Below are 24,768 nucleotides of genomic sequence, written 5' to 3' on the forward strand. Positions count from 1 at the left end.
CCGTCACAAGAGACGGCTCCGTGCGCACGCGCCGAATCCCGCGAGGGAACCGGGGAACCACCACCTTGGGGTGAATCACGCGGACGCCCCCGCTCACGAGCGGGCGGTTTACGCGCGTAGGAGACCTTCCCGCTCCGAACCCGTCAGCTAACCCGGTAGGCGGCGGAAGGAAAGGAGTGCGCCCGCGTGGCGAACCCGACTGCCCCAGAAGCCCCCGCCCAGCCGACCTTCGGGTTCGGCAGCTACCGCGCCGAGGATGAGGGCCCCTGGGAGGAGTGGAACCCCACCGCGGACTCCGTCCCGGCCAAGGGCAAGCACCGGGTCGCCAAGCAGCGCACCGGTGGCGGCGGCTTCGCCCGCAGCTCCACCGTCCTCGGCGTCGGCGTCATAGCCGCCGTCAGCGCGGGCGGCATGGCCAGCGCCAACACGGGCAACGCGCCCGTCTCCATCAACGTCGCCGACATCCCCGGCGTCGGCTCCCTCGTCTCGAACGACAGCGACCAGGCGCCGGAACCCGCGCCGATCAGCAACATCGTCGCCGAGGCCGGCCAGGAGTCCTCCGACGCGGCCGAGGCGCTGCGCAGCCGGATCATCGCGCAGGCCGAGTCCCAGCAGACACAGGCCGACCAGCAGGCGAAGGTCGCCGCCCAGCGGGCCGAGGCCCAGGCCGCGGCGCAGGCGGCGAAGGCCGCGCAGGCCAACGTCGAAGAGGCCAAGGAGCAGGCCGACGAGGCCGCGAAGGAGAAGGCGGAGCAGGCGCGGCTCGCCGAGCTCGCCAAGCAGTACACGCTGCCGACCTCGTCGTACACCATCACCTCGACGTTCGGTCAGGCCGGGGCGCTGTGGTCGTCCGGGTACCACACCGGGCTCGACTTCGCGGCGCCCACGGGCACGCTCATCAAGGCCGTCCACAGCGGGACCATCACGGAGGCCGGGTACGCCGGGTCCTACGGCTACCGCACCATCCTCACCCTGGATGACGGCACCGAGGTCTGGTACGCCCACCAGTCGTCCATCAGCGTCAGTGTCGGCCAGAAGGTCGGTACGGGTGACATCATCGGGCGCGTCGGGGCGACGGGGAACGTGACCGGGGCGCACCTGCACCTGGAGATCCACCCCAACGGCTCGGCGAGCGGCATCGACCCGGCGGCGTGGCTGCGCGGCAACGGGCTCAACCCCTGACCCGATCTTTGCGACACCGGCGGAATTCGCGGGTCCGGAGCCGACGTTGACGTAGAGCATGACTACTCTGCGCCCGCTCGGCTCCTCCGACCTCGAAGTCTTCCCTCTCTCCCTCGGCGGCAACGTCTTCGGCTGGACCGCCGACGAGGCGACATCGTTCGCCGTTCTCGACGCGTACGCCGCGGCCGGCGGGAACTTCGTCGACACCGCCGACTCCTACTCCGCCTGGATCGAGGGGAACAGCGGCGGCGAGTCCGAGACGATCATCGGCAAGTGGGTGGCGTCCCGGGGCAACCGGGACGACGTCGTCATCGCGACGAAGGTCAGCCAGCACCCCGAGTTCAAGGGCCTGTCCGCCGACAACATCAAGGCGGCGGCGGAGGCTTCCCTCAAGCGCCTCGGCACCGACCACATCGACCTCTACTACACGCACTTCGACCAGCCCGACACCCCGGTCGAGGAGATCGTCGGCGCGCTCGACGAGCTGGTGAAGGCGGGCAAGGTCCGGCACATCGCCGCCTCCAACATCTCCGCCGCGCGCCTGCGCGAGTCGCTGGAGTTCTCCGACCGCGAGGGCCTCGCCCGGTACGTCGCGATCCAGCCGCACTACAACCTGGTCTCCCGCGACACGTACGAGGGTGAGCTCCAGGCCGTCGTCTCCCAGGCGGGTCTCGCCGCCGTCCCGTACTTCGCCCTCGCGTCCGGCTTCCTCACGGGCAAGTACCGGCCGGGTACGGCCGTGGCGGGCGCCCGCGCCGCCGCCGGTGCCGGGAAGCACCTCGACACCGATCGGGGCGTGAAGGTGCTGGCCGCGCTCGACGAGGTCGCCGCCGCGCACGACGCCGAGGTCGCGACGGTCGCGCTGGCGTGGCTCGCGGCGCAGCCGACGGTGGCCGCGCCGATCGCTTCCGCCCGGGTCGTCGAGCAGCTTCCCGCGCTGCTGGCGCTGGGGGACCTGACGCTGACGGAGGCGGAGGTGCGCCGGCTCACGGAGGCTTCGGCGTAGCCCTGGGCCATGAGCAGGGGGCAGGTTTCCGGCGGTGGGGTGTGACGGCCCCGCCGCCGGTTCTTTCTTTCCTCGGCTTCCTCGGCTTCCTCGGCTTCCTCGGCTTCCTCAGGCCCGGTAGCCGCCGTACGGCGGGTAGGCGTAGGCCGGAGGGAACGGGGGGTGCCAGGTGTAGGGGGCGGGGGCGGGCGGGGTGGTGGCCCGGGCCCCGTGGTCGAGGGCGGGGCGGGTGGTCGCGCGGTGCGTCCACAGGGTGGTGAGGAGGTGCTGTTCGCGGGTGACGAAGTCCGCGGGGACGTTGCCCAGGCGCCCCTGGCGGCGCAGCTGCGCCAGCGCCGTCGCGGTCGACTCGTACTCCGCGAGGGTCTTCGCCGCCGGTTTGCCCAGGTAGTGGACGGCGTAGTCGCGGGCGATGCGGCGGGCCCGCATCGAGGAGAGGGCGAAGGGCTCGTACGGGGAGAGCCAGCCGGCGGCGACGTACGCGGGGAGTTCCTCGCGGAGCTGGCGCAGCTCGCGCTGGCGGGTCCAGACGACGAGCCAGATGAGCAGGCCGAACACCGGGACCATGAAGACGCCGTACACGACGAAGAAGCCGAGCGGGCCGAAGTGCCCGGAGCCGTTCCACAGGGAGTGCATGCCCATCGCGAGGAGCAGACCGCCGAGGGGGAGCAGGACCCGGCGGGCGCGCTTGCGGTCCGGCGTGCGTGCCGCGAGGCCGAAGGCGATGCCGGTGAAGACCGTGAACAGGGGGTGCGCGAACGGGGACATGATCACCCGGACGAAGAACGTCGCCGCCGTCACCGAGGCGATGCCGCCGTCGCCGGAGAGCTGGTCGTCGCCGTACGCGGAGCCCAGGTACAGGATGTTCTCCGTGAACGCGAAGCCCGCCGCGGTCGTGCCGGCGATGACGACGCCGTCCACCAGGCCCGTGAACTGCCTTCTGCGGAACAGGAAGACGAGGAGTACGGCCGCCGCCTTCGCCGACTCCTCCACTATCGGGGCTATCAGGGTCGCGCCGAGGGTGTCCGCGCCGTCCGGGTCCGCCGTCGTGTTCGCTATCCACTGGGTCGTGAACGTGTTCGCCACGATCGCGATCAGCGTCGCCGCGCAGGCGCCCCACGCGAACGCGAACAGCATGTTCCGCCAGGGGGCCGGGTCCGAGCGGTCCAGCCAGCGGAAGGCCGTGAGGAGCAGCGGGACCGGGAAGATCGCCAGCCCGAGCCCCACCAACAGGCCCCGCGTACCGGTCTGTTCACGGACCAGGGCGAGGATGACGACGCCGGAGACCGCGAGGAGGGTGATCAGGGCGGTGTAGCGGACGACGGGGCGCCGCCACCAGCGGGGGCGGGGTGGGGGTGGGGCCGGGTGGTGGGGATAGGGCGGGTACGGGGGACTGGTCGACACGTCATTGACCATAACGAGGGATTGGCTCTGCCGCGATGGATTGTCGACCCGGTGCGGGTTCCGTCAAGGGCGTTGGTCTGCCCGGCGGAACAGCAAGTCCCGTACCACGTGGCCCTTCTCCAAGCCCTGCCCCTCGAAGCGGGTCAGTGGACGGAACTCCGGGCGTGGGGCGAACCCGCCGCCCCCCTCCCCCTGCGTGTTCTCGAACTCGGGGTGGGCCGTGAGGACTTCGAGCATCTGCTCGGCGTACGGCTCCCAGTCCGTCGCGCAGTGGACGACGGCCCCGGGACGCAGTCGCGTGGCGGCGAGGTCGAGGAACTCCGGCTGGATCAGGCGGCGTTTGTGGTGGCGCTTCTTCGGCCAGGGGTCCGGGAAGTACACGCGCAGTCCGTCCAGCGCGTCCGGCTTCAGCATCTCGCGCAGGAGGATGATCGCGTCCCCGTTGGCGACGCGGACGTTGGTCAGCCCGTTCTGCTCGGCGAGGTTGAGGAGGTTGCCCTGACCCGGGGTGTGGACGTCGACGGCGAGGATGTTCGTCCCGGGATCGGCGGCGGCCATCCGCGCGGTCGCCTCCCCCATCCCGAACCCGATCTCCAGCACGACGGGCCGCTCGTCCCCGTACAGCTCGCTCAGCTCGACCGCGTGCCCGTCGACATCCGTCCCCCACCGCGCCCACAGCCTCTGCAACGCCTCCGCCTGCCCCGCGGTCACCCTGCTCCGCCGAGGCTGGAAACTCCTGATCCGCCGCTCGAAATGCGACCCGGCGGGATCGGCCTTGGGCCCGTCGGGAAAACGCGGCTCCCCCTTCGGACGGACGGGGACGTCGGCGGACGGGCGGTCGCTGGGGTTCAGGGAATCAGACACAGTGGGTCGATTTTACGGGCTGGCGGCCGGGCCGTACTTCTCGCCGGTCCGGAATGCCCGGCCGGTCCCTGTTCACGCCCCTTCCAGCACCCCCAACACCCTCCTCCCCACCTCCCGCCCGATCGGCAGCGAGGCGGTGGCCGCGGGAGAGGGTGCGTTCAGTACGTGGACCGCCCGCGCCCCCTCCTGGATCAGGAAGTCGTCGACGAGCCCGCCGTCCCGCTGGACGGCCTGTGCCCGTACGCCGGCCCCGCCGCGTACGAGGTCGCCCTCCTCCACCCCCGGCAGCATCCTCCGCACGGCGTCCACGAACGCGCCCTTGGACACGGACCGCCGGATCTCCCCCACTCCGTACCGCCAGTGCCGCCGCCCCATCCGCCACACGCCGGGCCAGGCCAGGGTCCCGGCGAGTTCGGTGCCCCGGACGACCCCCCATCCGTACCCCTCCCGGGCCAGCGCGGGTACGGCGTTGGGGCCGACATGGACGCTTCCGTCGATCCCCCGGGTCAGATGGACCCCGAGGAAGGGGAACGCCGGATCGGGCACGGGATACACCAGCCCCCGGACGAGGGACGTGCGCGTCAGTTCGTAGTACTCGCCCCGGAACGGCACGATCCGTACGGACGGCTCGTCCCCGGTCAGCCGCGCGAGCCGGTCGCAGTACAGCCCGGCGCAGTTGACGAGCACCCGCCCCCGCACGACGTCCCCGAGGGCGGTCTCGACGGCGACCCCGAGCCCCGCCCGCCGGTCGACCCGGACGACCTCCGCGCCGTACCGGATCTCCGCGCCGGACTCCTCCGCGAGGACGCGCGCGACGGCGCCGTAGTCGCAGATCCCGGTGGTGCCGACGTGGATCGCGGCGAGGCCCCGGACCTCCGGCTCGTACTCCTGGATCTGGGCGCCGCCCAGCTCGCGGACGGTGATGCCGTTCTCCCGGCCGCGCTGGACCAGCGCGTGCAGCCGGGGCAGCTCGGCGCGGTCGGTCGCGACGATCAGCTTGCCGGTGACCTCGTACGGAACGCCGTACTCGGCGCAGAACTTGACCATCTCGGCGCCGCCCTGGACGGCGAAGCGCGCCTTCAGCGACCCCGGCCGGTAGTAGATCCCGCTGTGGATCACCCCGCTGTTGCGCCCGGTCTGGTGCCGGGCGGGCCCGCTCTCCTTCTCCAGCACGACGACCCGCGTCCCGGGGGCGGCCCGCCCGACGGCGTACGCGGTGGCGAGCCCGACGATCCCCCCGCCGACGACGAGCACGTCACAGTCGTACGACACCCCACGGCCCACGAGCACCACCTCCGCCTTCGATAGTGCACTGCGCCACTGACAACGCCTTCAAACGTCTACGCGGGGGTCATCAGGAGCGGGCGGGCCCGTTCCCGGAGTTCCACCACGCGTGGTTCGTCGCCGTACGGCTCCAGGCGGTGCAGCAGGTCCTTGACGTACTCGGTGGTCCGCGCGGAGGAGATCCGCCCGGCGACCTCCACGGCCCGCACCCCCTGCTCGCACGCGGCGTCGAGGTTCCCGGACTCCAGCTCGGCGACGGCGGAGACGACGAGGCGCAGTCCGTGGGAGCGGACGAACTCCTCGGTGGGGGAGGACAGCGCCTGTTCGGTGAACCGGCGTACCTGGCGGGGCGCCTTGAGGTCGCGGTAGCACTCGGCGGCGTCGGCGGCGAACCGGTCGTAGGAGTAGAAGCCGAGCCACGAGGGGTCGCTGTCGCCGTCGCGGGCCCGCTCCAGCCAGCCCTCGGCGGCCCGCAGGGCGGCGCCGGCGGCGTGCGCGTCGCCCGCGCGGGCGTGCGCGCGGGCCTCCACGAGCCGGAAGAAGCTCATCGTGCGGGCGGTGGCGAGGCCGCGGTTGCGCTCCAGGGCGGCCTGCGCGAGGTCGACGCCCTCGTCCCCGAAGCCTCTGTAGGTGGCCTGGAGGGACATGGAGGCGAGGACGTATCCGCCGAGCGGGACGTCCGCCGCCGCGCGCGCGAGGCGCAGCGCCTGGATGTAGTACCGCTGGGCGGCCTCCTGTTGGCCCGTGTCGAAGGCCATCCACCCGGCGAGCCGGGTGAGTTCGGCGGTCGCGCCGAACAGCGCGCGCCCCACCTCGTCGGAGTAGGCGCCGAGCAGCAGCGGCGCCGCCTCGACGCGCAGACACTCGGGGACCATGGACGAACGCCAGTCGCCGCCGCCGTACTTGGAGTCCCAGCGGCGCGCGTCCTCCGCGGCCTCCCGGAGTTTGCGGACGTCGCTGTGGCCGACTCTGACCGGTGCCCCGGCGGCCTCGGAGAGCGGCGACTCGCGCGCGACGGAGCTGTCGGCCGGGGTTATCAGCCAACGGGAGGCGGGAGTCGCGTACGCGCTGACGGCGAACGACCCCGCCAGGGACTGCCAGATGCCGCCCGTCCCGGCGCGCCGGCCCGCGAGGTCGAGCCGGTACAGCTCGGTCGCGGAGCGGACGGCCTGCCCGACGTCGCGCGGGAAGGCGAGGCCCACTTCGGGCGCGGGGTCGGCGTCGGCGAGGCCGATCTCGTGCAGCGGGACGGGCCGGCCGAGCTTCTGGCCGATCGCGGCGGCGATGAGGTGCGGGGCGGCCCCTTGGGGCACCATCCCCTTCGACACCCAGCGCGCCACGGACGTCTTGTCGTAGCGCAGCGTCAACCCGCGTTGTGCGCCGAGGTCGTTGACACGCCGCGCGAGCCCCGCGTTGCTGATTCCCGCGAGGGCGAGAACGGCGCCGAGTTTTTCGTTCGGCCCGCGTTGCTCCCTGGACATTGCGCCACCCCTCGACACAGACGGCTGCCGCGCTGGCATAACCACGCGGCATTCGTAAACCCAGCGTAGTTCGCCGCATCCCAAGCGTTAAGAGGCATTGTTCCGGTTGGCGGGATTGTTGCCCGTACGGAAGTGCGGGCTCCGTAGCGGTCCGTCGCGACGTGCTCCCGCTGTGTGGCTGTGCGCCTGCGCGTGCGCTCTTCTCCGGCCATCGCGGGAGCGCTTCGATGGGCGGTGCGTGGGTCGGCCCGCTGGACTGGATACCAGTGGGCTGGGGGACACCGCCGCCTACATCCCCGCGGGCGGCGGACCGGTCCGGGGGGCGAACTCCGTCTCCCGGATCGCGCGCTCGCACAGGGTCGTGCGGGCCGTGTACGGAGCGTGTGCGCGGCTGTGCCGAAAGCTGCGGCAACTGCCGCGTCACGCTGCGGATTTGGCCGAAAAACGCCCCTCGGATCGCCGGGTGATCAAGGCCCCGACCATGGGAATCGAGGGCGCACGGGGCGTTCGGGGGGAGCGTATCGGGGGCGCATTCACGACGCGAGCGCGGGGGCGCACGCGGGCGCCCCGTTCGGCAACGGCACGCGCGTGCGGGCGCGTTGCGGTGCCTTTCAGGCGTTCTGCCTTCCGTCATGGGCGCGTTCTTCGTGGCAGCATGGTGAATCGGTTCGTACGGTGCACCGGTTGTCCACAGCCTGTGGAGGCGTCGATGCGGTGGTTGGTGGGTTGGAGCTTGACCGCCTCCGGGTCCTCTCCCGGCTTCGGTGACCCCTACGGCGGGTACGACGGCGGCGGCGCCGTCGGCCTGGACGGCGAGGTCGTCCAGCCGATCGGCTCGCAGCTCCTGTGGGGCGACCCGGACCCCCTGTGGGCGGTCGGCGACTGGCGCCCCGACGAGATCCGCGTGGTCCGCGCCGACGACCGCACCCGCATCGCCGTGCTCGGCCTGTGCGGCGCCAGCGACGAGCAGTTGAGGGTCGGGCTGCTGGCCGCCCGGGGCGGCGCCCTGCGCCACCTCACGGCCTGGTCCGGGAGTTACACGGCCGTCGTCCAGGTGGACCGCCGGATCACCGTCTGCGGCGATCTGGCCGGCGCGCGCCCGGTCTTCCACACGCCCTGGGCGGGCGGGACGGCGTACGCGACCGCCGCGCTGCCGCTGGCCGACCTCGTCGAGGCCAACCTCGACTTCGGGCACCTCGCCGCGCTGCTCGCCGCCCCCGACGTACCGGCCGCCCTCCTCGACTCGACGCCCTACGACGGCGTACGGCGTGTTCCGCCGGGGCACGCGCTGGTGCTGCGCGCGGGCGCGAGGGAGGTCGCCAACTACGAACCGGTCGCCTCGCTCGCCGTCGCCGCCGCGCCCACGGACGCGGACAGCGCGGTCGAGGGCGTGCGGGACGCGCTCGTGGAGGCGGTGCGGACGAGGCTGTCGGCGCCCCGGCACGTCCCCGACATGGACCCCGGCCCCGTCCCCGGCATGGGCCCCGCCGAACGGCGGGCCGCGCGCGGGATGCCGGTGCCCGGGATCGGCGCGGACCTCACGGGCGGACCGGCGTCCGGGACGCTCGCGCTGCTGGCCGCCGGGCTCCCCGGCATGCCGGGGACGATCCTGGGGCACGGCACCGGCGCGGGCGAGCGGCTCCTCGCGGTCACCTTCAACGACCTCACGTCACGCCGTCAGCAGGAGGAGCTGGAGCGCGCCGGCGAACTCGCCGCCAACCCCCGCCTCCACCACGTCGTCGTCACCGGCGACTCCGAGATGCTCCCCTACGCGGCCCTGGACGGCCCCCTGACCGACGAACCCGGCCCCTCGCTCGTCCAGGCGGCCCGCCACCGCGCGCGCCTCGCAGCGGGCAGCGCGGACCACTTCACGGGGCACGGCGCGCGGCAGGCCCTCGACGCGAACCCGGCCCGCCTCGCGGACCTCCTGATGGACCGCAAACGCCGCCATCTCGTCCGCCCCGTCGCCGCGTTGACCAAGGCGGACGGCTCCGTCCTGGTCCCCGCGCGCGTCTACGGCGCCGCCCGCCGCCTCGCGCGCACGCCGTACGCCGCCGGGTTGGAGTCCCTGGCGGACCGTCTGCTGTCCCGTCGCTTCGAGGACGTCCCCGGCGCGGTCGGCGCCTCCCTGGCGGCCCTCACCTGGGCCCCGGCGGGCCCCGCCGCGCGCTGGCTCACCGGTGAGGCGCTGGCTGAAGTATCGGTTCGCCTCCAGTCCTCGACGTCCCGTGCGGGCGCCGTCGGACCCGGGCAGAGACCCGGCGACCACCGCGCCCGCGCCGCCCTCGCCCGTCACGCCGCCGACCTCCGCGTCCTCGAACAGGCCACGGAGATCCGCTCCCAGCGGTTGCATGCGCCCTTCCTCGACAACCAGGTCGTGCGGGCGTGCCAGGCGTTGCCGGAGACGTTGCGGGTGCAGCCGGGGGCGCGTGCGGCGATCCTGCGCCGGGTGCTGACGGCTTCCGGTGTGGCCGAGTTGCCCCCCGGCTGGGGCACCCCGACGCCGGGGTCCGCGACGGCTACGGCCCGTGCGGGGTTGCGGGCCGCGACGGGGAGCGTGCTGACGTTGTTCGAGACGCCGTTGCTGGCGGAGGCGGGGTTGGTCGAGGCGAGGGTGGTCCGCAAGGCCGTCCGCGACGCCGCCGCCGGTGAGCCGCTGCCTCTCGCCGGGCTCGCCGACCTGGTCTCCCTGGAGCTGTGGCTGCGGCGGCTGCTGGCGCGGAGAGGGACGTGCTGGACGGGGACGCCGGCGCGGGCGCGGGCGGTACCGGCGGGGATCGCGCCTCGGCGGGGGGCGTTGTCTGCCGGGGGGTGAAGGGTGGGGCTGTGGGTGGCGGGGTGCGGGTGCGTCGTGGCTTGTCGCGCAGTTCCCCGCGCCCCTGAAAGACCCGGTGTCGGTCGGGTGTCGAGCGCGGCTCGTGTGTGGCTGGTCGCGTCTACGCGGCAGAGCCGTGCACCTGAGATTCGGTCGTAGCTTCGTGCTCGTGCGGGCCCGCACCCGACAACCGCGCAACACCCCGTTCTTTTAGGGGCGCGAACAACCACGACGCACCCGCACCCCGCCACTCCACGCGAAACTGGACTCCCCCGTAGGGCCGTTCACCCCAGGAGTCCCCCATGTGGTCCAGCGTCATAGCCGTGGCCGGCACCCTCCTCGGTGGTCTGCTCGCCGGGTTCCTTCAGCAGCGCGGCGAGCGGGCGGCACGCCGGGAGCGGCGGGAGGAGGCGTTGCGGACGGCGTTGGGGGAGCTGGTCGCGGCGTTGGGGGATCACCGGAGGGCGTTGTGGCACAGGGAGGAACTGCGCTTGAACGGCGCGGAGGAGTCAGCCCTGACGGCAGCGAGGACGACGTCCCAGTCCACCCGCTCCGCCCTGACGGCGCCCTTGGTCTCCGTCTCCGTCCTGGAACCCACCCTTTCCGCACCGGCCCGCGCAGCCGTCCTCGCGGCGGTGGACCTGCGCGATGTACCGGACTTGGAAACCCTCTCGGCACGCAGGGAGGCGGCGATCAAGGCGACGGACGAACTGGTCGCGGCGGCGGGGAGGCTGCTGGCGACATGAGAACCACCTCGACGACTGCCTCCCCCTCACGCCCTCGTACGACAACGCCCCTCCTGCCGAAGTCAGACCTTGACGACCCGCACGCCCGGCCCGCACAACACGGTGAGGTCGTCGGGATCGGACGTCAGGACGGTCACGGGACGGGGTGAGGCGAGGGCGGTGGCGGCCACGATGGCGTCGAGGGCGTACTTGTGGCCGTGCAGGCCGGCTTCGGCAAGAAGTCTGCTCGCCTGGCGGGCGATGGCCTCGCTGGGCGGGACGATGTTGACGCGTGAGACGGCGTAGTCGAAACGAGCCTGACCGGTTCGGGGATTCCGAGCTTCGACGAGAGTGACGGAGCTGGTGACGACGCGGATGTCCTCCGCCTCCGCGGCGGCCAGCCACTCGGTGAGTTCGAGATCGCGGCGGATGAGCCTGGACAGCCCTTCGCGGTCCAGGACAAGGGTGCCGCTCACGGAACTCACGCGGCGCCCGCCGAGTGGGCCGCGCCATCGCGCAACAACGCCCGCTTCGCTTCGACCGCCGCCTGGTCCACGGGCCCGTGTGCGGCCTCCGCGTCCTCGATCAGCTCGCGCAGCCGATCACGCTCGAACTGGCGTTGGATGAGTGCTTCGACGTAGGCGGACATACCACGCTTTCCGGCGCGCGCCTTGAGGGCGGCGATGGTGCCTTCGTGAAGGGAGACGGAGACCGGGCGAACGGGTCCCTCGCCGAGAGTGGGCTCGTGATCAGGGTCGATGGCCATGCGTCCCATTTATCAAAACTCTTGTCAATTGGAGGTCCGGCGTCGTCCGCGGATGGCGTCAGGCCGTCCGGGACCAGCTGCCCCCGTACCCCGGGAACTGCGTGAACGGCGCCCCCTCGTACGTGTACGGATAGTCCACCCCCATCGACGCGAGCGCGGCGGCGTGACGGCGTTCCCGCTGGAGGTGGTGTTCGCGCAGGCGCCGCGCCTCCTCCGCCTCGGCCTGACGCCGGAAGATCTCGGCGGCCTCGGCTTTGGAGGGGCTGGTCCACGGCCGTGACCAGGGGCTTTCCGGGATGGCGGGGGTCGCGGGGGCCGTCGCCGCGAGGTGTACGGCGCTGTGACGGCCGGGGCGGCGGCGGGGCATGAGGACGCGGAGGGCGCACGAAAGGGCGCGCACGATAAAATCGCGCAAGGTCGATCAGCTCCTTACAAGCTGCTTCGGCTCAGCCCCGTCGGATCGTTGCCGCGATCCTGCGGGGCGCTTTTGCGTTGTGGGTCGTGTGTTGATCACAGACCGTAGGGCAAGACACACAACTGGAGAAGAGAATTCCGGAAGTTCATCCTCAGGGATGACTTAACCCGTAGTACCTGAGAGCTAGTACCTGAGAGCTACAACTCAGCGCCGTACGACGGCAGTCAGGCAGACGAGGGCGACGACGGCCACCCAGACGGTCGCGAGCGCCAGGGTAAAGAGGTTCCTCAACTGGCCTTCGGAGGCGCCAAGTTGAGCACCACCCACACCACCTTCCCGACCCCCTCCCCGGCACACCTCAACTCCGGCTGCCCGTCACCCGAGTCGGAGACCTCGATCCGCAACTCCCGCTCGGTGAGCAACAGCTCGGCGTTGTCGATGAGTTCACCGCCGGCGCGCCACCGGTTGAGCTGACGGCGGAGGTCGTCGCGCGCGTCGGTGCCCGGCAACGAGAGAGACGTACAGCGCTGGTGCGACTCTGTGGCTTTCGGGACACAGTCGTTCCTGCGCTGAGTCATCCGCCGTTCGGGCCCGGTGGAGTGCGGGCCGTCCGCCGACCGCACGACCCTGCCGGGGCGTTCTGTCAGGAGGCGTTCGATGTCGTACGAGACCGGGCGGCGGAGCGCCGCTGCGAGGTCATTTTCACCGGAAGCGGTGGGGACGAGATCAACGCGCACCACTCACGTACGGCCGTCCGAGGCACTGGCACCCGTGCCTGTCCTGCCGATTCCCACGCTGATGGCATTCGGGATGCACAACCCCGGATCGTGCGGTTCATGGAACAACTCCCGCACGAACACAAACGGGGCAAGGCCATGTTCCGTCAGCGTCTGCGTCGCGCCGGGTTGCCCGGTTCGGTCGCCGCACCGACCGAACCGGAGAACTTCCTCGGAGTCATGGAAGCCGGATTGCGGACACTCGCATGATCGCCCTCGATACGGAGGCCGGGCTGATGGAAGCCGCGAACGTCTTCTACCGGCACCCCGCGCTCTACGACGCCGTGCAGACGGACGCGGACGGTGCGCGCACATGCCGGGACGTCGAGGTCCTCGCAGGGAGCTACGCGTGTGTGGGGGTGGACCTCCAGCCCGGCACGGTGGAGTACGCCCGCCGTGTATGTCCGGGGCTGGACCTCCGGGTGGGAGACATACGTACGGTCCGTCTCGGACGGGCGGCGGACGCCGTGACGTCCCCCGGTGTGGCCGATCACGCCGCCCGAGCCGACCACGTACACCCTGGACACCCCGGAGGGCCCCGCGACCGTCACCGTCCGGTACGAGTGGGACCTGCGGACACAGATCAACACCATGCGCCGGACCTGGGTCTTCGCGTCCGGTGAGCGGGCCGAGGACGAGATCCGGCGTCGCGCCCTGTTCCCGCGCGAGGTGGAGCGGTACGCCATGGCGGCCGGATTCGAGCTGCTGGACATGACGGACGGGACGGGACCGGAGCTGACCGGCCCCGTGGCGTACACCGTGGCCCGGTACACCCGCTGACTCCGAGCGCCGCACCCGCTGACATTCCGGCGGAGTTCCACCCCGCACCTCACCCCTCGGGAACCCGCTCCACCGGCGGAGCCGACCTGCTGTAGTACGCCCCCCGAGTCCCGTACCGCGCCAAGTGCAGTGTCTCCCCGTCGAGTTGAAGCTCGGCAGGCGGAGGGTTCGGGACGGACACGCGCGGGAGGGCGTACTGGCGGCCCTCGACGAAGACCGGCTCCCGGGGTTCGTTCAACGCGTCTGCCAGCCACTGCGCGTCCTCGCGGACCCACGGTCGCTGGAGGGTCCGGGGGGCGGCGGGGTCGTGGTCCCAGCCGTTGATGCCGCGGACGAGGGCCTCGCTGTAGACCCCCTTCACCCGGAAGTTCTCCAGATGCTCGACACGGACGACCATGCTGACGTACCGCCGCCCGTTCCCCCGGTGCCGTCCCACCGCGTGCCGACGCCAGTGCCCGGGGTCCCAGCGGTGGGGCGGCAGCCACAGCAGCGTGCCCGCGCGGAAATGCTTCGTCCCGTGCTGGATGTCGAGCCCGCTCTCGCCGTGCGGGGTCTCCCGCGCCACGTTGGCGACGAGGCACCACCCCAGCGGCCCGTCGGGAACCTGTTCTTCGGTCGCCTCTGTCACGCGGAGAATTTTGAGCCCGAAGCCCGGAGGGGGGCCACCGCTTATCGGTCGGCCGGGTCACCCCCCCCGCTCCAGACACCGCCCCCGGAGAGCCGGTGCCTAGGGCAGCTGCTTGCTCTCCACGTAGTAGCTGTAGGCGAACACCCCGTCCCCCGAGCCCGTCGCGTCAGCCTCGAAGCCCATGGTGCCGGGCTCGGGAATCTCCACGCTCTGCTGGAAGATGGACTTGTCGCAGGTGACGGTACGTGTCGTCATCGGAACGTCCTTGCCCGCGACCGTGAGGCCGAGGGTGACCTTTCCGCCCCCTGTGCAGGTGAAGGCGAAGGCCGCGCTCAGTACGTTCGCCGGAGCCGCGGGGGCCGTGTCGCCGAACCGCTTCCCCAGGCGCCCGTACCCGCTGCTGATCTCCTCCCGGCCGACGAACGCCCGGTCGAGAATCTCCTTGGCGGGCTCGCCGTACGTGATCACGGCGTCCTGGCGGGCCGTGGGCCGACTCGCCGAGGAGGGGCTGGTGGACGGCGACTTCGCCGTTTCCCCGGAGTCGCAGGCGCCGGTGAGCGCCACGGCGGTCACGAGGCACAGCAGCCCCGTGTGCCGCCGCAGCACTGCCCGGGTCACGACTTCTGCCGCCCGATCGACATGTCACCCTTGCGCGGGGCGTTCACGACGATGATCGTCGTCTTCTTGGTGCAGGGCGGTGCGTACCAGGTCTTCACCGAAGTGAGCTTCCAGCCCACCTGCCCGAGAACGGCCCGGTACCCCTTCTTGGTGTTGTTCGAGTCGGTGACCTTCTGAGACCCCGTCCACGTCCACGAGTTGCCGATTTTGACGTCGATCTTCGCCTTGGCCTTCGACACGACGAACTTGCCCTCCGCCTCGGCTCCGAGGGTGACGTCGAGGGTGAAGGTGTGGGAGCCCGACACCTCCCACGTCACCGACTGGTCGGGCAGGAGCCACGTCGACTGCGGCTTGCTCTTGTCCGCCAGGAAGTACGGCTTCCCCTTCACCGTGTACGTGGGCGGCTGGTTCACCTCGGGGCAGACGGGACCCCGGAAGTCGTGCGGCTCCGGCGCGTCACCCGCGAACGCGAGATCGGTCTCGTCGTCGACACCGACGACAGTCCCGTCGTTCAGGACGATCGTCGTACCGGCGGCCGGTACGGGCTCGTCGCCCGACTCGGCGGCACCGGCGCCGGACGCCGCCAACAGCACCGTCGCCGCGGTCACGAGCGGAAGTGCGGTGCGCGTCAACGTGTATCTCATGGGTCCCCGTTTCGATGAAGCTGGTCGCTTGCTCACAGGCGGCAGGACGGGCGCACACCATCACAGCGCCTTGACGACGCCTCCCCGGATGGCATGTCCACGCCGTCTCCGCCTGCCTGTGATTGTTGGGCACGGCGGACCGGATGAACCTCAGGGATACCTCAGACTTCGGCCGCGAAGGCCCCGGAGGGCGCCGAGTACCGACCCCTCACGAACACCTGAACCGAGACTCCGCCCAGTCCACCAGCGCCAGTTCGTCGAAGGACGTGTACGGCTCCACGACCAGTCGGACCGTCTTGCGGCCGGTGAGGTCGACGTGGACGGGGACGGCGGGGTCGCCGCCCTTGACGAGGCCCGACCGCCAGAGGCGTACCCCGTCGGCGTAGACGGCGAAGTGGACCTGGCCGAGGCGCAGGGTGAGGTCGTCGACGCCGACGAGGGCGTCGTACGAGGTGCAGGTCCGGTTGAGGTCGACGGTGACGGAGGAACCCGCGCGGACGGTGACCCCGCTGTAGGGCTGCCCGGCGATGGCGAGGTTGTCGCGCTGCCAGACCCAACTGCTGTCGTAGAGGCGGATCTCGGGGCCGGTGCCGTCGCCGTTCGTGTCGTAGGTGAGCTTGTTGAGGGGGTAGACCGCCGGAGCGGGCGGGGGAGTGGGCGTCGGGGTGGGTGTGGGCGTGGGGGTAGGGGTGGGAGTCGGCGTGGGCGTCGGGCTCGGCTTCGGGCTCGGCCGAACCGGAGCCGGAACCGGCTTCACCGCACTCGGCGTCGGCGTCGGCTTCACGACCGGCGCGACCACCGCGGGCGCGGACGCCTTCTTCGGAGGCGACGGCGACGGCGACGGCGTGGGCGCCGGCACCTCCTCCCGCACCACGGGCGCAGACGACGGCGGCGGCGCGACGGCCGGCGTCTTCGCCGGCCCGTCGTTCCCCACGAGCGCCAGCGCGACCGCAGCCGCGGCCACCGCCACCACGCCCGCCGCGATCCCGGCCTTCACCGGCGCCCCGAGCCCCTCCGAGGCGGCAGCACCCCCAGCACTTCCGTTCGAGGCGGCGGCGACACCCCCGACCCCGGCGGCCCCCGCCCCCACACCCCCCGCGATGAGCGCCGCGGCCTTCGCGTACCCGGCCGCCCCGAACCACCCGATGACCGCCACCGGCACGACCGCCGGAATCCCGCTCGCCACTTCCTCGATCTGGAGCGCCGCCAGCCGGCACTTCGCGCACTCCTCCAGATGCTTGCGCAACCCCCGCTCGGCCCGCGTCCGCAACCGCTTACGGGCATACGTCCCGAGCTGGTCCGCGTACTGGCTGCACTCCTCGTCCGAGGTCAGCGTCGCCGACACGTGCGCCTGGAGATACGCCTGCTTCAACCCCTCCCGCGCCCGCGACGCCAGCACGCGCGTCCCGTTCGCGTCCAGCCCGAACAGCGTCGCGACCTCGCTCGGCGACTCGTCCTCGACCTCGGTGTGCCACAGCACCGCCTGCCACCGCTCGGGCAGCGACCGGAACGCCTGCATCGCCATCGACTGCTCGGCCACGTGCATCGCCCGCACGTCCGCGCCGAGTTCGAGAGTGTCGTCGTCCCCGACCTCCGACGCCCGTCCCGCCGCCTGCGCCGCGAACACCGCGAAGTCGTCGACGAGCTGCTCCCGCTTCGCCGACTGCGTCCACTGCGCCGCCACCCGCCGCACCGACGTCAGCAGATAGGCGCGTACGGCGTACTCGGGCCCGGAACCGCCCCGCACCGCCTGGAGCATCCGCGCGAACACCTCGGCGGTCAGGTCGTCCGCGGTGTGCCCGTCCCGGCAACAGGTGCGCGCGTAACGGCGTACGGCGTCGGAGTGCCGGCGGTACAGCTCCTCGTACGCGGAGTCGTCCCCCGCCCGCATCGACCCGATCAGCTCGGCGTCGGCCGGGGGCAGCTCCCGGAGCGGCGGCAGGACACCGTCGTCCCGCCGGTCCCGCTGGCTGGGCACCTGCGGCGACGTCAGCGCCTCGCCCTCACCCCGTGACTCGTCCCGCCCGTCAACACTCATCGCGGAAAGCCCCCGCCGCCAGTCCGTCCAGTCCCGAACACCGGCTCAGAGTGCCACAGCCTCATGAACCCCGACCCCCCTCGTACCGGCCTTCCACTCGTCCGTGGCCGGTGCCCGTTCCCTTGTACTAGGCCGGGGCGGGGCGAGGTTCACCTTTTCGGGTAACGCGCCCCTGGGGGGGGAAGGCGCGAAGCAGCCTTCCCCCCCAGGGGCGCGGGGAACTGCGCGACCAGCCACGACGCAGCCGCACCCGATCTCACAGCGAACTCGGCCGAGACCTCAACCCCTCCAGGAGGATGTCCAGCAACCGCGCCGAAGCCGCCGCCTGCTGCACCGCGTCCGGCAGAGACGGCGCCGCGGTGGCGATCACGAGCAGCACGTCGGACACCGACACGTCCGCCCGCAACTCCCCCGCCGCCCGGGCCCGGTCGACCAACTGCCCGACGACGTCGAGCAGCGCGGCCACCCCGGGATCGTCCAGCGGCGACAGCGGCACCTCCTCGGGCACCAGCCGCAGCTCACCCCCACCCGGCTGGGACCGCTGCTGCGGCACCCGCGCCTCTTCCTCGGCGACCCCGACCCGCAGCACCTGCGGCGGCAGCAACCGCCCCGCCCCGGACGCGACGGACGTCCGCAGGAACCGGGACAGCGCCGACCACGGCTCGTCCTCCTGCCCGAGCGCGGCCCGCGCCTGATCCGTGAGCCGTGCCGTCTCCTCCTCGGCTATCCGCCGCACCAGCACGTCCTTGCTGGGGAAGCGCCGGTAGACCGTGCCCACCCCCACGCGGGCGCGGCGCGCGACGTCCTCCATCGGAGCCCCGTAACCGAGCTCCCCGAACACCTCGCGGGCAGCCCGCAGGACGTGTTCGAGATTGCGCTGTGCGTCCACGCGCAACGGCGTCGTCCGCGAGGACTCCCCGCGGCCGTTCCCCGTCGCGCTCATCATGGCGCCGCCCGCGAGAGCGTGCGCCGTAGACCATTGCGAGTCCTGAATGTGCATCAATGATCCCCCGGTAAATGTCGTCTCCCCCCGGAGACTTTCCCCGCCATTGAATGCCGGGGCGCGTACAACCGGGGGCAGCGCGTCCACCCCCGCGTGTCGCGGGTCCGGCGGCACACTTCCCCCTTCGGGCCGGTCCGCCCGTCATGTCCCCGTCCCCGACGGACACACAGCGGACAGGCAGCCCTACACCCCGTCGACACACGAACATAGTTGAGGGGCGGTCAATTCAGAAGAGGCACGTTCCGCACGGTACGCCGCCCGATCGGAGTACACGGGGTGTGCGTCCCGGTCGCACACCCCCGCACGCCCCGGCGCACCTGGCCTGACCTGCGCGCCTGGCCCACGCGCCGCGGGCCCCGCGAGCCCCGTCCACACCGGGGCGGGCGCCCCGCTGCGCGCCGGGACTGTGGACAAACTCCCGTGTCGGGTGCGTCATGGGGTGGTGAAGGAACGTGCGCGCATTCTCGTTGTCGGCGGCGGCTACGTCGGGATGTACACGGCACTGCGACTCCAGCGGAAGTTGAGGCATGAACTGAAGCGCGGGGAGGCCGAGATCACGGTCGTCACCCCCGACCCGTACATGACGTACCAGCCCTTCCTCCCCGAGGCCGCGGCCGGCTCCATCTCCCCCCGGCACGTCGTCGTCCCCCTGCGCCGCGTCCTGCCGCACTGCCACGTCGTCGTCGGCGAGGTCACCACGATCACCCACACCACCCGCACCGCGACCGTGACCACCCTCGCCACGGCGGAAGAGGGCACCGGACCACGTCAACTGGCGTACGACGAACTGGTCCTGGCGCCCGGCTCGGTCTCCCGCACCCTCCCGATCCCCGGCCTCGCCGAGCACGCGATCGGCTTCCGGACCGTCGAGGAGGCCATCGGCCTGCGCAACCACGTCATCGAGCAGATGGACATCGCCTCCTCCACCCGCGACCCCGCCGTCCGCGACGCCGCCCTCACCTTCGTCTTCGTCGGCGGCGGCTACGCGGGCGTCGAGGCCCTCGGCGAACTGGAGGACATGGCCCGCTACGCCTCCCGCTACTACCACAACGTCACCCCGGACGACATGAAGTGGATTCTCGTCGAGGCGTCCGACCGCATCCTCCCCGAGGTCGGCCCCGACCTCGGCCGCTACACGGCCAGCGAACTCCGCCGCCGCAACATCGACCTCCGCCTGAACACCCGCCTGGAGTCCTGCCTCCACCGCACCGCCGTCCTCAGCGACGGCTCCCGCTTCCCCACGCGGACGATCGTCTGGACCGCCGGCGTCAAACCCCACCCCCTGCTCGCCGCGACCGACCTCCCCCGCACCGGCCGAGGCCGCCTGCGCTGCACCCCGGAACTGACCGTCGAGGGCGCCCCGCACGCCTGGGCCGCCGGAGACGCCGCCGCCGTCCCCGACATCACCGCGCCCCCCGGCACCCACACCGCGCCCAACGCCCAGCACGCCGTACGCCAGGCCAAGGTCCTCGGCGACAACATCGCGCGCTCCCTGCGCGGACAGCCGCTCCAGCCGTACGCGCACACGTACGCCGGTTCGGTCGCCTCGCTGGGCCTCCACAAGGGCGTCGCCCAGGTCTACGGACGCAAGCTCAAGGGGTACCCCGCGTGGTTCATGCACCGCGCCTACCACCTCAGCCGCGTCCCCACCTTCAACCGCAAGGCCCGCGTCCTCGCCGAATGGACCCTCTCCGGGCTCTTCAAGAGAGAGATCGTCTCCCTCGGTTCCCTCGAACATCCGCGCGCGGAGTTCGAACTGGCCGCAGGGGGAAAGTCTTCCGATGAAAGGACCGGCCCGCCCGGGAATCCCGGTTCCCCCAGGGACGAGGACAACCCGAAGGAGTAGTCCTCACCCGATCCAGGAACTCCGCCGAACGCCCCGGCGTCGAACGAATACCAGGCCCGGCGCCCGCACTGCCAGACTGCATTCCGACGACCCTCTTACCGCCCTCCTACCGACTTCCGCACCCCGACGTCCGCCCCCCCGAGTACCCCCGACCAAGGCGGCACACGGCGTGTCCCCGCCGTACGGCCGCCCCGGAGCCGGCCGACCACCACGACACGAGGCAAGGATTCGTGAACTTCACGCGCTGGAGCGCCCGGCTCCCCGGAACGCAGCGCCGCGCCGCCGCGCGGGCCGAACACCCGCACGCCACCCCCGACCGGCGAGGCGAGGGCTCCGTCCCCGCGGCCCGCGCCGAACACCTCACCGACCCGGACGACACCCCGGCCCCCCAGGCCGTCGACGCCCTCCCCGCCCGTGAGGTCCTCGACCGCGTCCCCGCCCTGGTCGCCCTCGTCCACGGCCCCGACCACCGCCTCGCCTACGTCAACGACGCCTACACCACCGCCTTCGGCCCCCGCCCGCCCGGCGAACCCGCCGCCGAGACCCTCCCCGAACTCTCCGAACTCGGCCTGCTCCCCCTCCTCGACCAGGCCCTGCGCAGCGGCCGGCCGCGCACCCTCAAGTCCCGCAAGGCACCCGACGGCCGCTCCTACACGTTCACCTGCACGCCGGTCGCCGAGGGCGACGGCGGCGAGAAGGACGCCGTCCTGATCTTCGCCGTCGACGTCACCGACCACGCCGAGGCCGCCGAGCGCCTGCGCGCCAGCGAACGCCGCCAGCGCGAGACCGCCGTCACCCTCCAGCGCTCCCTCCTCCCCCAGGAGCTCGAACAACCCGACGACCTGCGCATCGCCGCCGTCTACCACCCCGGCGGCACCGAAGCGGCCGTCGGCGGCGACTGGTACGACGTCATCACCCTCGGCGGCGGCCGGACCGCCCTCGTCATCGGCGACGTCATGGGCCGGGGCGTGCGCGCGGCGGCCGTCATGGGCCAGCTCCGCACGGCGGTCCGGGCCTACGCCCGCATGGACCTCCCGCCGCACGAGATCCTCCAGCTCCTCGACGGCCTCGCCGCCGAGATCGACGCCAACCAGATCGCCACCTGCGTCTACGCCGTCCACGACCCCAACGAGGGCCGCCTCGTCTACGCCTCCGCCGGCCACCTCCCGATCCTCGTACGCGACGAGTCGGGGACCGTCACCCGCGCCCCCGAACCCACCGGCCCTCCGCTCGGCACCGGCGGCCTGATGCACGCCTCCACCTCCATCCCCCTCGGCCCCGGCTCCACCGCCGTCCTCTACACGGACGGCCTGGTCGAACGCCGCGACGCCGACCTCGACGAGGGCATCGAGGCCCTGGAACACGCCCTCTCCGGCGCGACCGGCACACCCCAGGTGGTGTGCGACCGCCTGGTCCGCTCGGCGGGGGTGACCGCGGACCACGACGACGACGTCGCCGTCCTCGTCCTCCAGCACCCCAGCCGCACCGGCCCCGAACGCGAACTCTTCCGCAACGCCGCGCTCGAACTCCTCGGCGGCGTCGAAGCGGCCCCCCGGGCCCGCGCGTTCGCCTCCGGCGTCCTCACGAGCTGGCGCTTCCCGCCCGATCTCCACGACCACGGAGTCCTCGCGGCCAGCGAACTCGTCGCCAACTCCCTCCAGCACGGCACCCCGCCCATGCGCCTGCGCCTGCGCCGCACCGACCGCCGCCTGATCATCGAGGTCACCGACGGCGACGACCACCTCCCCCGCCGCCGCCAGGCGGACGCCGCCGACGAGTCGGGGCGGGGCATCGCGATCATCGCGACGATCGCCACGAGCTGGGGGGCGCGGCGGACGCCGGGGGGCGGCAAGGCGGTGTGGTGCGAGTTCGCGCTGCCGTAGAGGCGAGGGGGACGAGAGAAGGGGGCCGTCGTATGCGCACGACGACCCCCGGACTCCCCGGACACTGGCTTCAGGCGTTGACCGACTCCACCGCGGCCCCACCCCGCGCGACCACCCGGTTCCGCGCCGACCACGGCTGGTCCTGGACGACGGTGAGCTGCCGCCCCAGCCGCAGCGCGAGCCAGGTGATGCCCAGCGAGAACAGCAGGAACGTCACGATGTACGGCGCGTGCAGCGAGGCCCCCATCGGCCCGCCGATCGCCGGACCCAGCGCCAGCGCGAGCTGCTTCACCAGGGCGAACGCCGAGTTGTACTGCCCGGCCAGCCCGCTCGGCGCCAGATCCGCGACCAACGGCGCCACCGTCGGCGCCAGCATCGACTCGCCCAGCCCGAACAGCGCGTACGTCGACACGAACGCGGCCGTCGCGATCTCCGGGCTCGCGTGCCCGAGCCCCGCGTAGCCGGCCACCACCCAGGCGACGGCCCAGATCAGCCCCACGGCCGCGATGATCCGCGACCGCCGCCGGCGCTCCACGAAACGCAGGATCGCGAACTGGGCGACGACGATCATCGCCGTGTTCGCCGCGAGCGCCGTACCCAGCGTCGACGGCGAGATCCCGGCCGCCTCCACGCCGTACGCGCTCAGCCCCGACTCGAACTGGCCGTAGCAGGCGAAGAAGAGGACGAACCCGAGGATCAGCAGGTGCACCATCGCGCGGTTGCCCAGCATGTCCCGCCAGCTCGCCTTCGCGGACTTCGGCGCGTCGGCCACCCGCGGGGCGTGCGGCACCCTGACCGTCGTCATCACGACCGCCAGCAGCAGGAACATCGCCGCCTCGATCGAGAACAGCAGCACGAAGGACGACGCCTTCGACACGTCGACCAGATGCCCGCCGATCAGCCCGCCGACCCCGAGCCCGAGGTTCTGGAGGAAGAACTGCGTGGCGAACGCCCGCGCCCGCGTCTCCGTCGTCGAGCAGTCCACGATCATCGTCGCCAGCGCCGGCTGCATCACGGCCTGCCCGGCCCCGAGCAGCGAGGCGGCGGCGAGTACGGCGCCGGCGTTCGCGGCGAGACCGAGGGAGAGGGCGCCCAGCGCGGCGGTGACCAGGGCGACGAGCAGCACCGGCAGCGGGCCGCGCCGGACGATCGCCCGCCCGGCGAACGGCAGCACGATCAGCGCGGCCACGGCGAACACGGCGAGCACCAGCCCCGCCGTCATCGCACCGAGCCCTCGCACCTGCGCCACGTAGACGTACAGGTAGGGGACGGTGAAGCCGAGCCCGAACGCGCTGAGTGCGTTGCCCACGTGAATCCGGCGCATCGCCGCGCCCTTCTCCCTGGTCACGTTCACCTCTCTCAGGTAGTCGCCGCATCGTTGTTGCGGTGTTCCAGCACTTAGGAACAAAGACTTCGAAGATAAAATTTCGAGCTAAACTGTACACCTCGAAGAACTTGAACGCCAAGCGCCCCATGCGATACTGACCGCCATGGGCGACACCCCCGGTATCCCCGGAACCCCCGGCACCCCTGGCATCGCCGGCGAGCCGACGCTCGACGAGCAGATCGCCGCCTACCAGCGCGAGTTCCGTGACCTCGACCCCCAGGTCGAGCAGATCGTCTCGGCCCTGTCCCGGCTCAACCGCCGGATGAACGTCGCCTACAGCCGCCAGACCGCCGGGCTCGGCATCTCCAACGCCGACTGGGAGGTCCTCAAGGCCCTCGTCCTCGCCGGCGCCCCCTACCGGCTCGGCCCCGGAGACCTCGCCAAACGCCTCGGCCTCACGCCGGCCGCGATGACCCACCGGATCGACCGCATGGTCACCGAGGGGTACGTGACCCGGGAGCGGGACGAGTCCAACCGGGTCCGCGTCATCGTCGAGCTGACTCCCGAGGGCCGCGAGATGTGGCTGGAGGCCATGCGCCTCGCCTCCGTCTTCGAGGAGGACCTCCTCCAGGACCTCTCCCCGGACGAGCGCACGTCGCTCGGTGACGTGCTGACCAGGCTGCTACGCCGGGTGGAGCACGCTCAGCCGGATGCCGGGGGCCGTCTCAGCGATCTTGAGTAAAAGATCTTGACAGGAGTGCCTTGACAGGGGTCTGGGCGATCCGTAAGGTTCTTCGAGTTGCCACGGAGCCGTAACGGTTCTCCGGTAGCACTCCCGCCGCGTGAGCGGCACTCACACCATCCGCACGATCACTCCTGACGGAGCGAATTCGGCATGTCCGCATGCTCGAATTCAATTCGATTCGGGACTCGGCCCCCGATTGGGAATCGCCGAGCAGATCCGCTAAGGTTTGAGACGTCGGAACGGCCCAACAGCCGGGAAGACAACCCCCACTGACTGGGAATCAGACGCCGAAAGGATCTGATAGAGTCGGAAACGCCGAAAGGGAAACGCCCGAAGCGAAAGCGGAGAGCGAGAACCGGAAAGCACCGAGGAAATCGGATCGGAAAAAGATCTGATAGAGTCGGAAACGCAAGACCGAAGGGAAACTGCCCGGAGGAAAGCCTGAGAGGGTGAGTACGAAGGAAGCGTCCGTTCCTTGAGAACTCAACAGCGTGCCAAAAATCAACGCCAGATTAGTTGATACCCCGTCCCCGGCTGT

General features: G+C 71.9%; 23 protein-coding genes and 1 riboswitch. Of the genes, 8 read left to right on the plus strand and 15 right to left on the minus strand.

What is annotated here, in order from left to right; all coding sequences use genetic code 11:
- The first annotated feature begins 19 nt into the window (after nucleotides 1-19).
- Nucleotides 20-179: riboswitch (cyclic di-AMP (ydaO/yuaA leader) on the plus strand.
- 7 nt (nucleotides 180-186) lie between these two features.
- Nucleotides 187-1,182: a M23 family metallopeptidase gene (locus ABZX85_RS41950; RefSeq protein ID WP_355881629.1), complete on the plus strand. Its 996-nt coding sequence runs from the start codon at nucleotides 187-189 to the stop codon at nucleotides 1,180-1,182.
- A gap of 58 nt (nucleotides 1,183-1,240) precedes the next feature.
- On the plus strand, nucleotides 1,241-2,188 hold the full coding sequence (locus ABZX85_RS41955) for an aldo/keto reductase (RefSeq protein ID WP_355881632.1): 948 nt from the start codon (nucleotides 1,241-1,243) through the stop codon (nucleotides 2,186-2,188).
- 108 nt (nucleotides 2,189-2,296) lie between these two features.
- Here ABZX85_RS41955 and ABZX85_RS41960 read toward each other — a convergent pair whose 3' ends face one another.
- The 4 genes from ABZX85_RS41960 to ABZX85_RS41975 all read right to left on the minus strand — a co-directional run bounded on the left by ABZX85_RS41960 (nucleotide 2,297) and on the right by ABZX85_RS41975 (nucleotide 7,221).
- Nucleotides 2,297-3,592, minus strand: coding sequence for a PrsW family intramembrane metalloprotease (locus ABZX85_RS41960; protein WP_355881635.1), 1,296 nt, complete (start codon nucleotides 3,590-3,592; stop codon nucleotides 2,297-2,299).
- Nucleotides 3,593-3,655: 63 nt separating this feature from the next.
- Nucleotides 3,656-4,456 carry a tRNA (guanosine(46)-N7)-methyltransferase TrmB gene (gene trmB / locus ABZX85_RS41965; protein ID WP_355881637.1) on the minus strand — a complete coding sequence of 267 codons (801 nt, stop codon included), beginning with the start codon at nucleotides 4,454-4,456 and terminating at the stop codon, nucleotides 3,656-3,658.
- Nucleotides 4,457-4,528: 72 nt separating this feature from the next.
- On the minus strand, nucleotides 4,529-5,749 hold the full coding sequence (lhgO, locus tag ABZX85_RS41970; protein WP_355881639.1) for an L-2-hydroxyglutarate oxidase: 1,221 nt from the start codon (nucleotides 5,747-5,749) through the stop codon (nucleotides 4,529-4,531).
- A 47-nt stretch (nucleotides 5,750-5,796) separates the two neighbouring features.
- A complete protein-coding gene (locus ABZX85_RS41975) occupies nucleotides 5,797-7,221 on the minus strand; it encodes an MFS transporter (RefSeq protein ID WP_355881642.1) in 1,425 nt (474 codons plus the stop codon).
- 709 nt (nucleotides 7,222-7,930) lie between these two features.
- Between ABZX85_RS41975 and ABZX85_RS41980 the strand changes: the two genes are divergently transcribed.
- Both ABZX85_RS41980 and ABZX85_RS41985 read left to right on the plus strand, forming a co-directional pair.
- Nucleotides 7,931-10,036 (plus strand): asparagine synthase-related protein, encoded by a 2,106-nt coding sequence (locus tag ABZX85_RS41980; protein ID WP_355881645.1) that lies wholly within the window; start codon nucleotides 7,931-7,933, stop codon nucleotides 10,034-10,036.
- A 302-nt stretch (nucleotides 10,037-10,338) separates the two neighbouring features.
- Nucleotides 10,339-10,782: a protein kilB gene (locus ABZX85_RS41985; RefSeq protein ID WP_355881648.1), complete on the plus strand. Its 444-nt coding sequence runs from the start codon at nucleotides 10,339-10,341 to the stop codon at nucleotides 10,780-10,782.
- Between the two features lie 62 nt (nucleotides 10,783-10,844).
- Here the strand turns inward: ABZX85_RS41985 and ABZX85_RS41990 are convergent, their stop codons facing one another.
- The 4 genes from ABZX85_RS41990 to ABZX85_RS42005 all read right to left on the minus strand — a co-directional run bounded on the left by ABZX85_RS41990 (nucleotide 10,845) and on the right by ABZX85_RS42005 (nucleotide 12,451).
- Nucleotides 10,845-11,237 (minus strand): PIN domain-containing protein, encoded by a 393-nt coding sequence (locus ABZX85_RS41990; protein WP_355881651.1) that lies wholly within the window; start codon nucleotides 11,235-11,237, stop codon nucleotides 10,845-10,847.
- Between the two features lie 5 nt (nucleotides 11,238-11,242).
- Nucleotides 11,243-11,527, minus strand: coding sequence for a hypothetical protein (locus tag ABZX85_RS41995; RefSeq protein WP_355881654.1), 285 nt, complete (start codon nucleotides 11,525-11,527; stop codon nucleotides 11,243-11,245).
- A 58-nt stretch (nucleotides 11,528-11,585) separates the two neighbouring features.
- Nucleotides 11,586-11,942, minus strand: coding sequence for a hypothetical protein (locus tag ABZX85_RS42000; protein WP_355881657.1), 357 nt, complete (start codon nucleotides 11,940-11,942; stop codon nucleotides 11,586-11,588).
- A 287-nt stretch (nucleotides 11,943-12,229) separates the two neighbouring features.
- Entirely contained in the window at nucleotides 12,230-12,451 is a 222-nt protein-coding gene (locus ABZX85_RS42005) for a hypothetical protein (protein WP_355881660.1), read from the minus strand.
- Nucleotides 12,452-13,198: 747 nt separating this feature from the next.
- Between ABZX85_RS42005 and ABZX85_RS42010 the strand changes: the two genes are divergently transcribed.
- On the plus strand, nucleotides 13,199-13,498 hold the full coding sequence (locus ABZX85_RS42010) for a hypothetical protein (protein WP_355881663.1): 300 nt from the start codon (nucleotides 13,199-13,201) through the stop codon (nucleotides 13,496-13,498).
- A gap of 49 nt (nucleotides 13,499-13,547) precedes the next feature.
- Here the strand turns inward: ABZX85_RS42010 and ABZX85_RS42015 are convergent, their stop codons facing one another.
- From ABZX85_RS42015 to ABZX85_RS42035, 5 genes are all read right to left on the minus strand, one after another.
- Nucleotides 13,548-14,126 carry a hypothetical protein gene (locus ABZX85_RS42015; protein ID WP_355881666.1) on the minus strand — a complete coding sequence of 193 codons (579 nt, stop codon included), beginning with the start codon at nucleotides 14,124-14,126 and terminating at the stop codon, nucleotides 13,548-13,550.
- A 99-nt stretch (nucleotides 14,127-14,225) separates the two neighbouring features.
- The gene (locus ABZX85_RS42020) at nucleotides 14,226-14,744 is read right to left on the minus strand and encodes a hypothetical protein (RefSeq protein ID WP_355881668.1); all 519 of its coding nucleotides are present in this window, start codon (nucleotides 14,742-14,744) and stop codon (nucleotides 14,226-14,228) included.
- The gene (locus tag ABZX85_RS42025; protein ID WP_355881671.1) at nucleotides 14,741-15,388 is read right to left on the minus strand and encodes a hypothetical protein; all 648 of its coding nucleotides are present in this window, start codon (nucleotides 15,386-15,388) and stop codon (nucleotides 14,741-14,743) included. The genes ABZX85_RS42020 and ABZX85_RS42025 overlap by 4 nt, the downstream gene beginning before the upstream one ends.
- Nucleotides 15,389-15,596: 208 nt before the next feature.
- Nucleotides 15,597-17,426, minus strand: coding sequence for a sigma-70 family RNA polymerase sigma factor (locus ABZX85_RS42030; protein WP_355881674.1), 1,830 nt, complete (start codon nucleotides 17,424-17,426; stop codon nucleotides 15,597-15,599).
- A 256-nt stretch (nucleotides 17,427-17,682) separates the two neighbouring features.
- Nucleotides 17,683-18,426 carry a helix-turn-helix domain-containing protein gene (locus ABZX85_RS42035; protein WP_355881677.1) on the minus strand — a complete coding sequence of 248 codons (744 nt, stop codon included), beginning with the start codon at nucleotides 18,424-18,426 and terminating at the stop codon, nucleotides 17,683-17,685.
- Between the two features lie 442 nt (nucleotides 18,427-18,868).
- Between ABZX85_RS42035 and ABZX85_RS42040 the strand changes: the two genes are divergently transcribed.
- Both ABZX85_RS42040 and ABZX85_RS42045 read left to right on the plus strand, forming a co-directional pair.
- The gene (locus ABZX85_RS42040) at nucleotides 18,869-20,275 is read left to right on the plus strand and encodes an NAD(P)/FAD-dependent oxidoreductase (protein ID WP_355881680.1); all 1,407 of its coding nucleotides are present in this window, start codon (nucleotides 18,869-18,871) and stop codon (nucleotides 20,273-20,275) included.
- Between the two features lie 230 nt (nucleotides 20,276-20,505).
- Nucleotides 20,506-22,158, plus strand: coding sequence for a SpoIIE family protein phosphatase (locus ABZX85_RS42045; RefSeq protein WP_355881683.1), 1,653 nt, complete (start codon nucleotides 20,506-20,508; stop codon nucleotides 22,156-22,158).
- A gap of 70 nt (nucleotides 22,159-22,228) precedes the next feature.
- Here the strand turns inward: ABZX85_RS42045 and ABZX85_RS42050 are convergent, their stop codons facing one another.
- Entirely contained in the window at nucleotides 22,229-23,482 is a 1,254-nt protein-coding gene (locus ABZX85_RS42050) for an MFS transporter (RefSeq protein ID WP_355881705.1), read from the minus strand.
- A 166-nt stretch (nucleotides 23,483-23,648) separates the two neighbouring features.
- Between ABZX85_RS42050 and ABZX85_RS42055 the strand changes: the two genes are divergently transcribed.
- Nucleotides 23,649-24,227 (plus strand): MarR family transcriptional regulator, encoded by a 579-nt coding sequence (locus ABZX85_RS42055; RefSeq protein WP_355881686.1) that lies wholly within the window; start codon nucleotides 23,649-23,651, stop codon nucleotides 24,225-24,227.
- 283 nt (nucleotides 24,228-24,510) lie between these two features.
- Here the strand turns inward: ABZX85_RS42055 and ABZX85_RS42060 are convergent.
- A partial coding sequence (locus tag ABZX85_RS42060; protein WP_355881689.1) for a hypothetical protein occupies nucleotides 24,511-24,768 on the minus strand: 258 nt, incomplete at its 5' end.

Origin of the sequence: Streptomyces sp. NPDC004539 (assembly GCF_040610055.1) — a bacterium.
Taxonomy (GTDB): Bacteria; Actinomycetota; Actinomycetes; order Streptomycetales; family Streptomycetaceae; genus Streptomyces.

What these genes read in the sequence shown, in the direction of transcription:
- ABZX85_RS42030 (WP_355881674.1), bottom strand. Translation starts at nt 17,426, where the DNA reads ATGAGTGTTGACGGGCGGGACGAGTCACGGGGTGAGGGCGAGGCGCTG.
- ABZX85_RS41980 (WP_355881645.1), top strand. Translation starts at nt 7,931, where the DNA reads ATGCGGTGGTTGGTGGGTTGGAGCTTGACCGCCTCCGGGTCCTCTCCC.
- ABZX85_RS42050 (WP_355881705.1), bottom strand. Translation starts at nt 23,482, where the DNA reads ATGCGCCGGATTCACGTGGGCAACGCACTCAGCGCGTTCGGGCTCGGC.
- ABZX85_RS41975 (WP_355881642.1), bottom strand. Translation starts at nt 7,221, where the DNA reads ATGTCCAGGGAGCAACGCGGGCCGAACGAAAAACTCGGCGCCGTTCTC.
- ABZX85_RS41995 (WP_355881654.1), bottom strand. Translation starts at nt 11,527, where the DNA reads ATGGCCATCGACCCTGATCACGAGCCCACTCTCGGCGAGGGACCCGTT.
- ABZX85_RS42035 (WP_355881677.1), bottom strand. Translation starts at nt 18,426, where the DNA reads ATGCACATTCAGGACTCGCAATGGTCTACGGCGCACGCTCTCGCGGGC.
- ABZX85_RS42055 (WP_355881686.1), top strand. Translation starts at nt 23,649, where the DNA reads ATGGGCGACACCCCCGGTATCCCCGGAACCCCCGGCACCCCTGGCATC.
- ABZX85_RS41955 (WP_355881632.1), top strand. Translation starts at nt 1,241, where the DNA reads ATGACTACTCTGCGCCCGCTCGGCTCCTCCGACCTCGAAGTCTTCCCT.
- ABZX85_RS41985 (WP_355881648.1), top strand. Translation starts at nt 10,339, where the DNA reads ATGTGGTCCAGCGTCATAGCCGTGGCCGGCACCCTCCTCGGTGGTCTG.
- ABZX85_RS42025 (WP_355881671.1), bottom strand. Translation starts at nt 15,388, where the DNA reads ATGAGATACACGTTGACGCGCACCGCACTTCCGCTCGTGACCGCGGCG.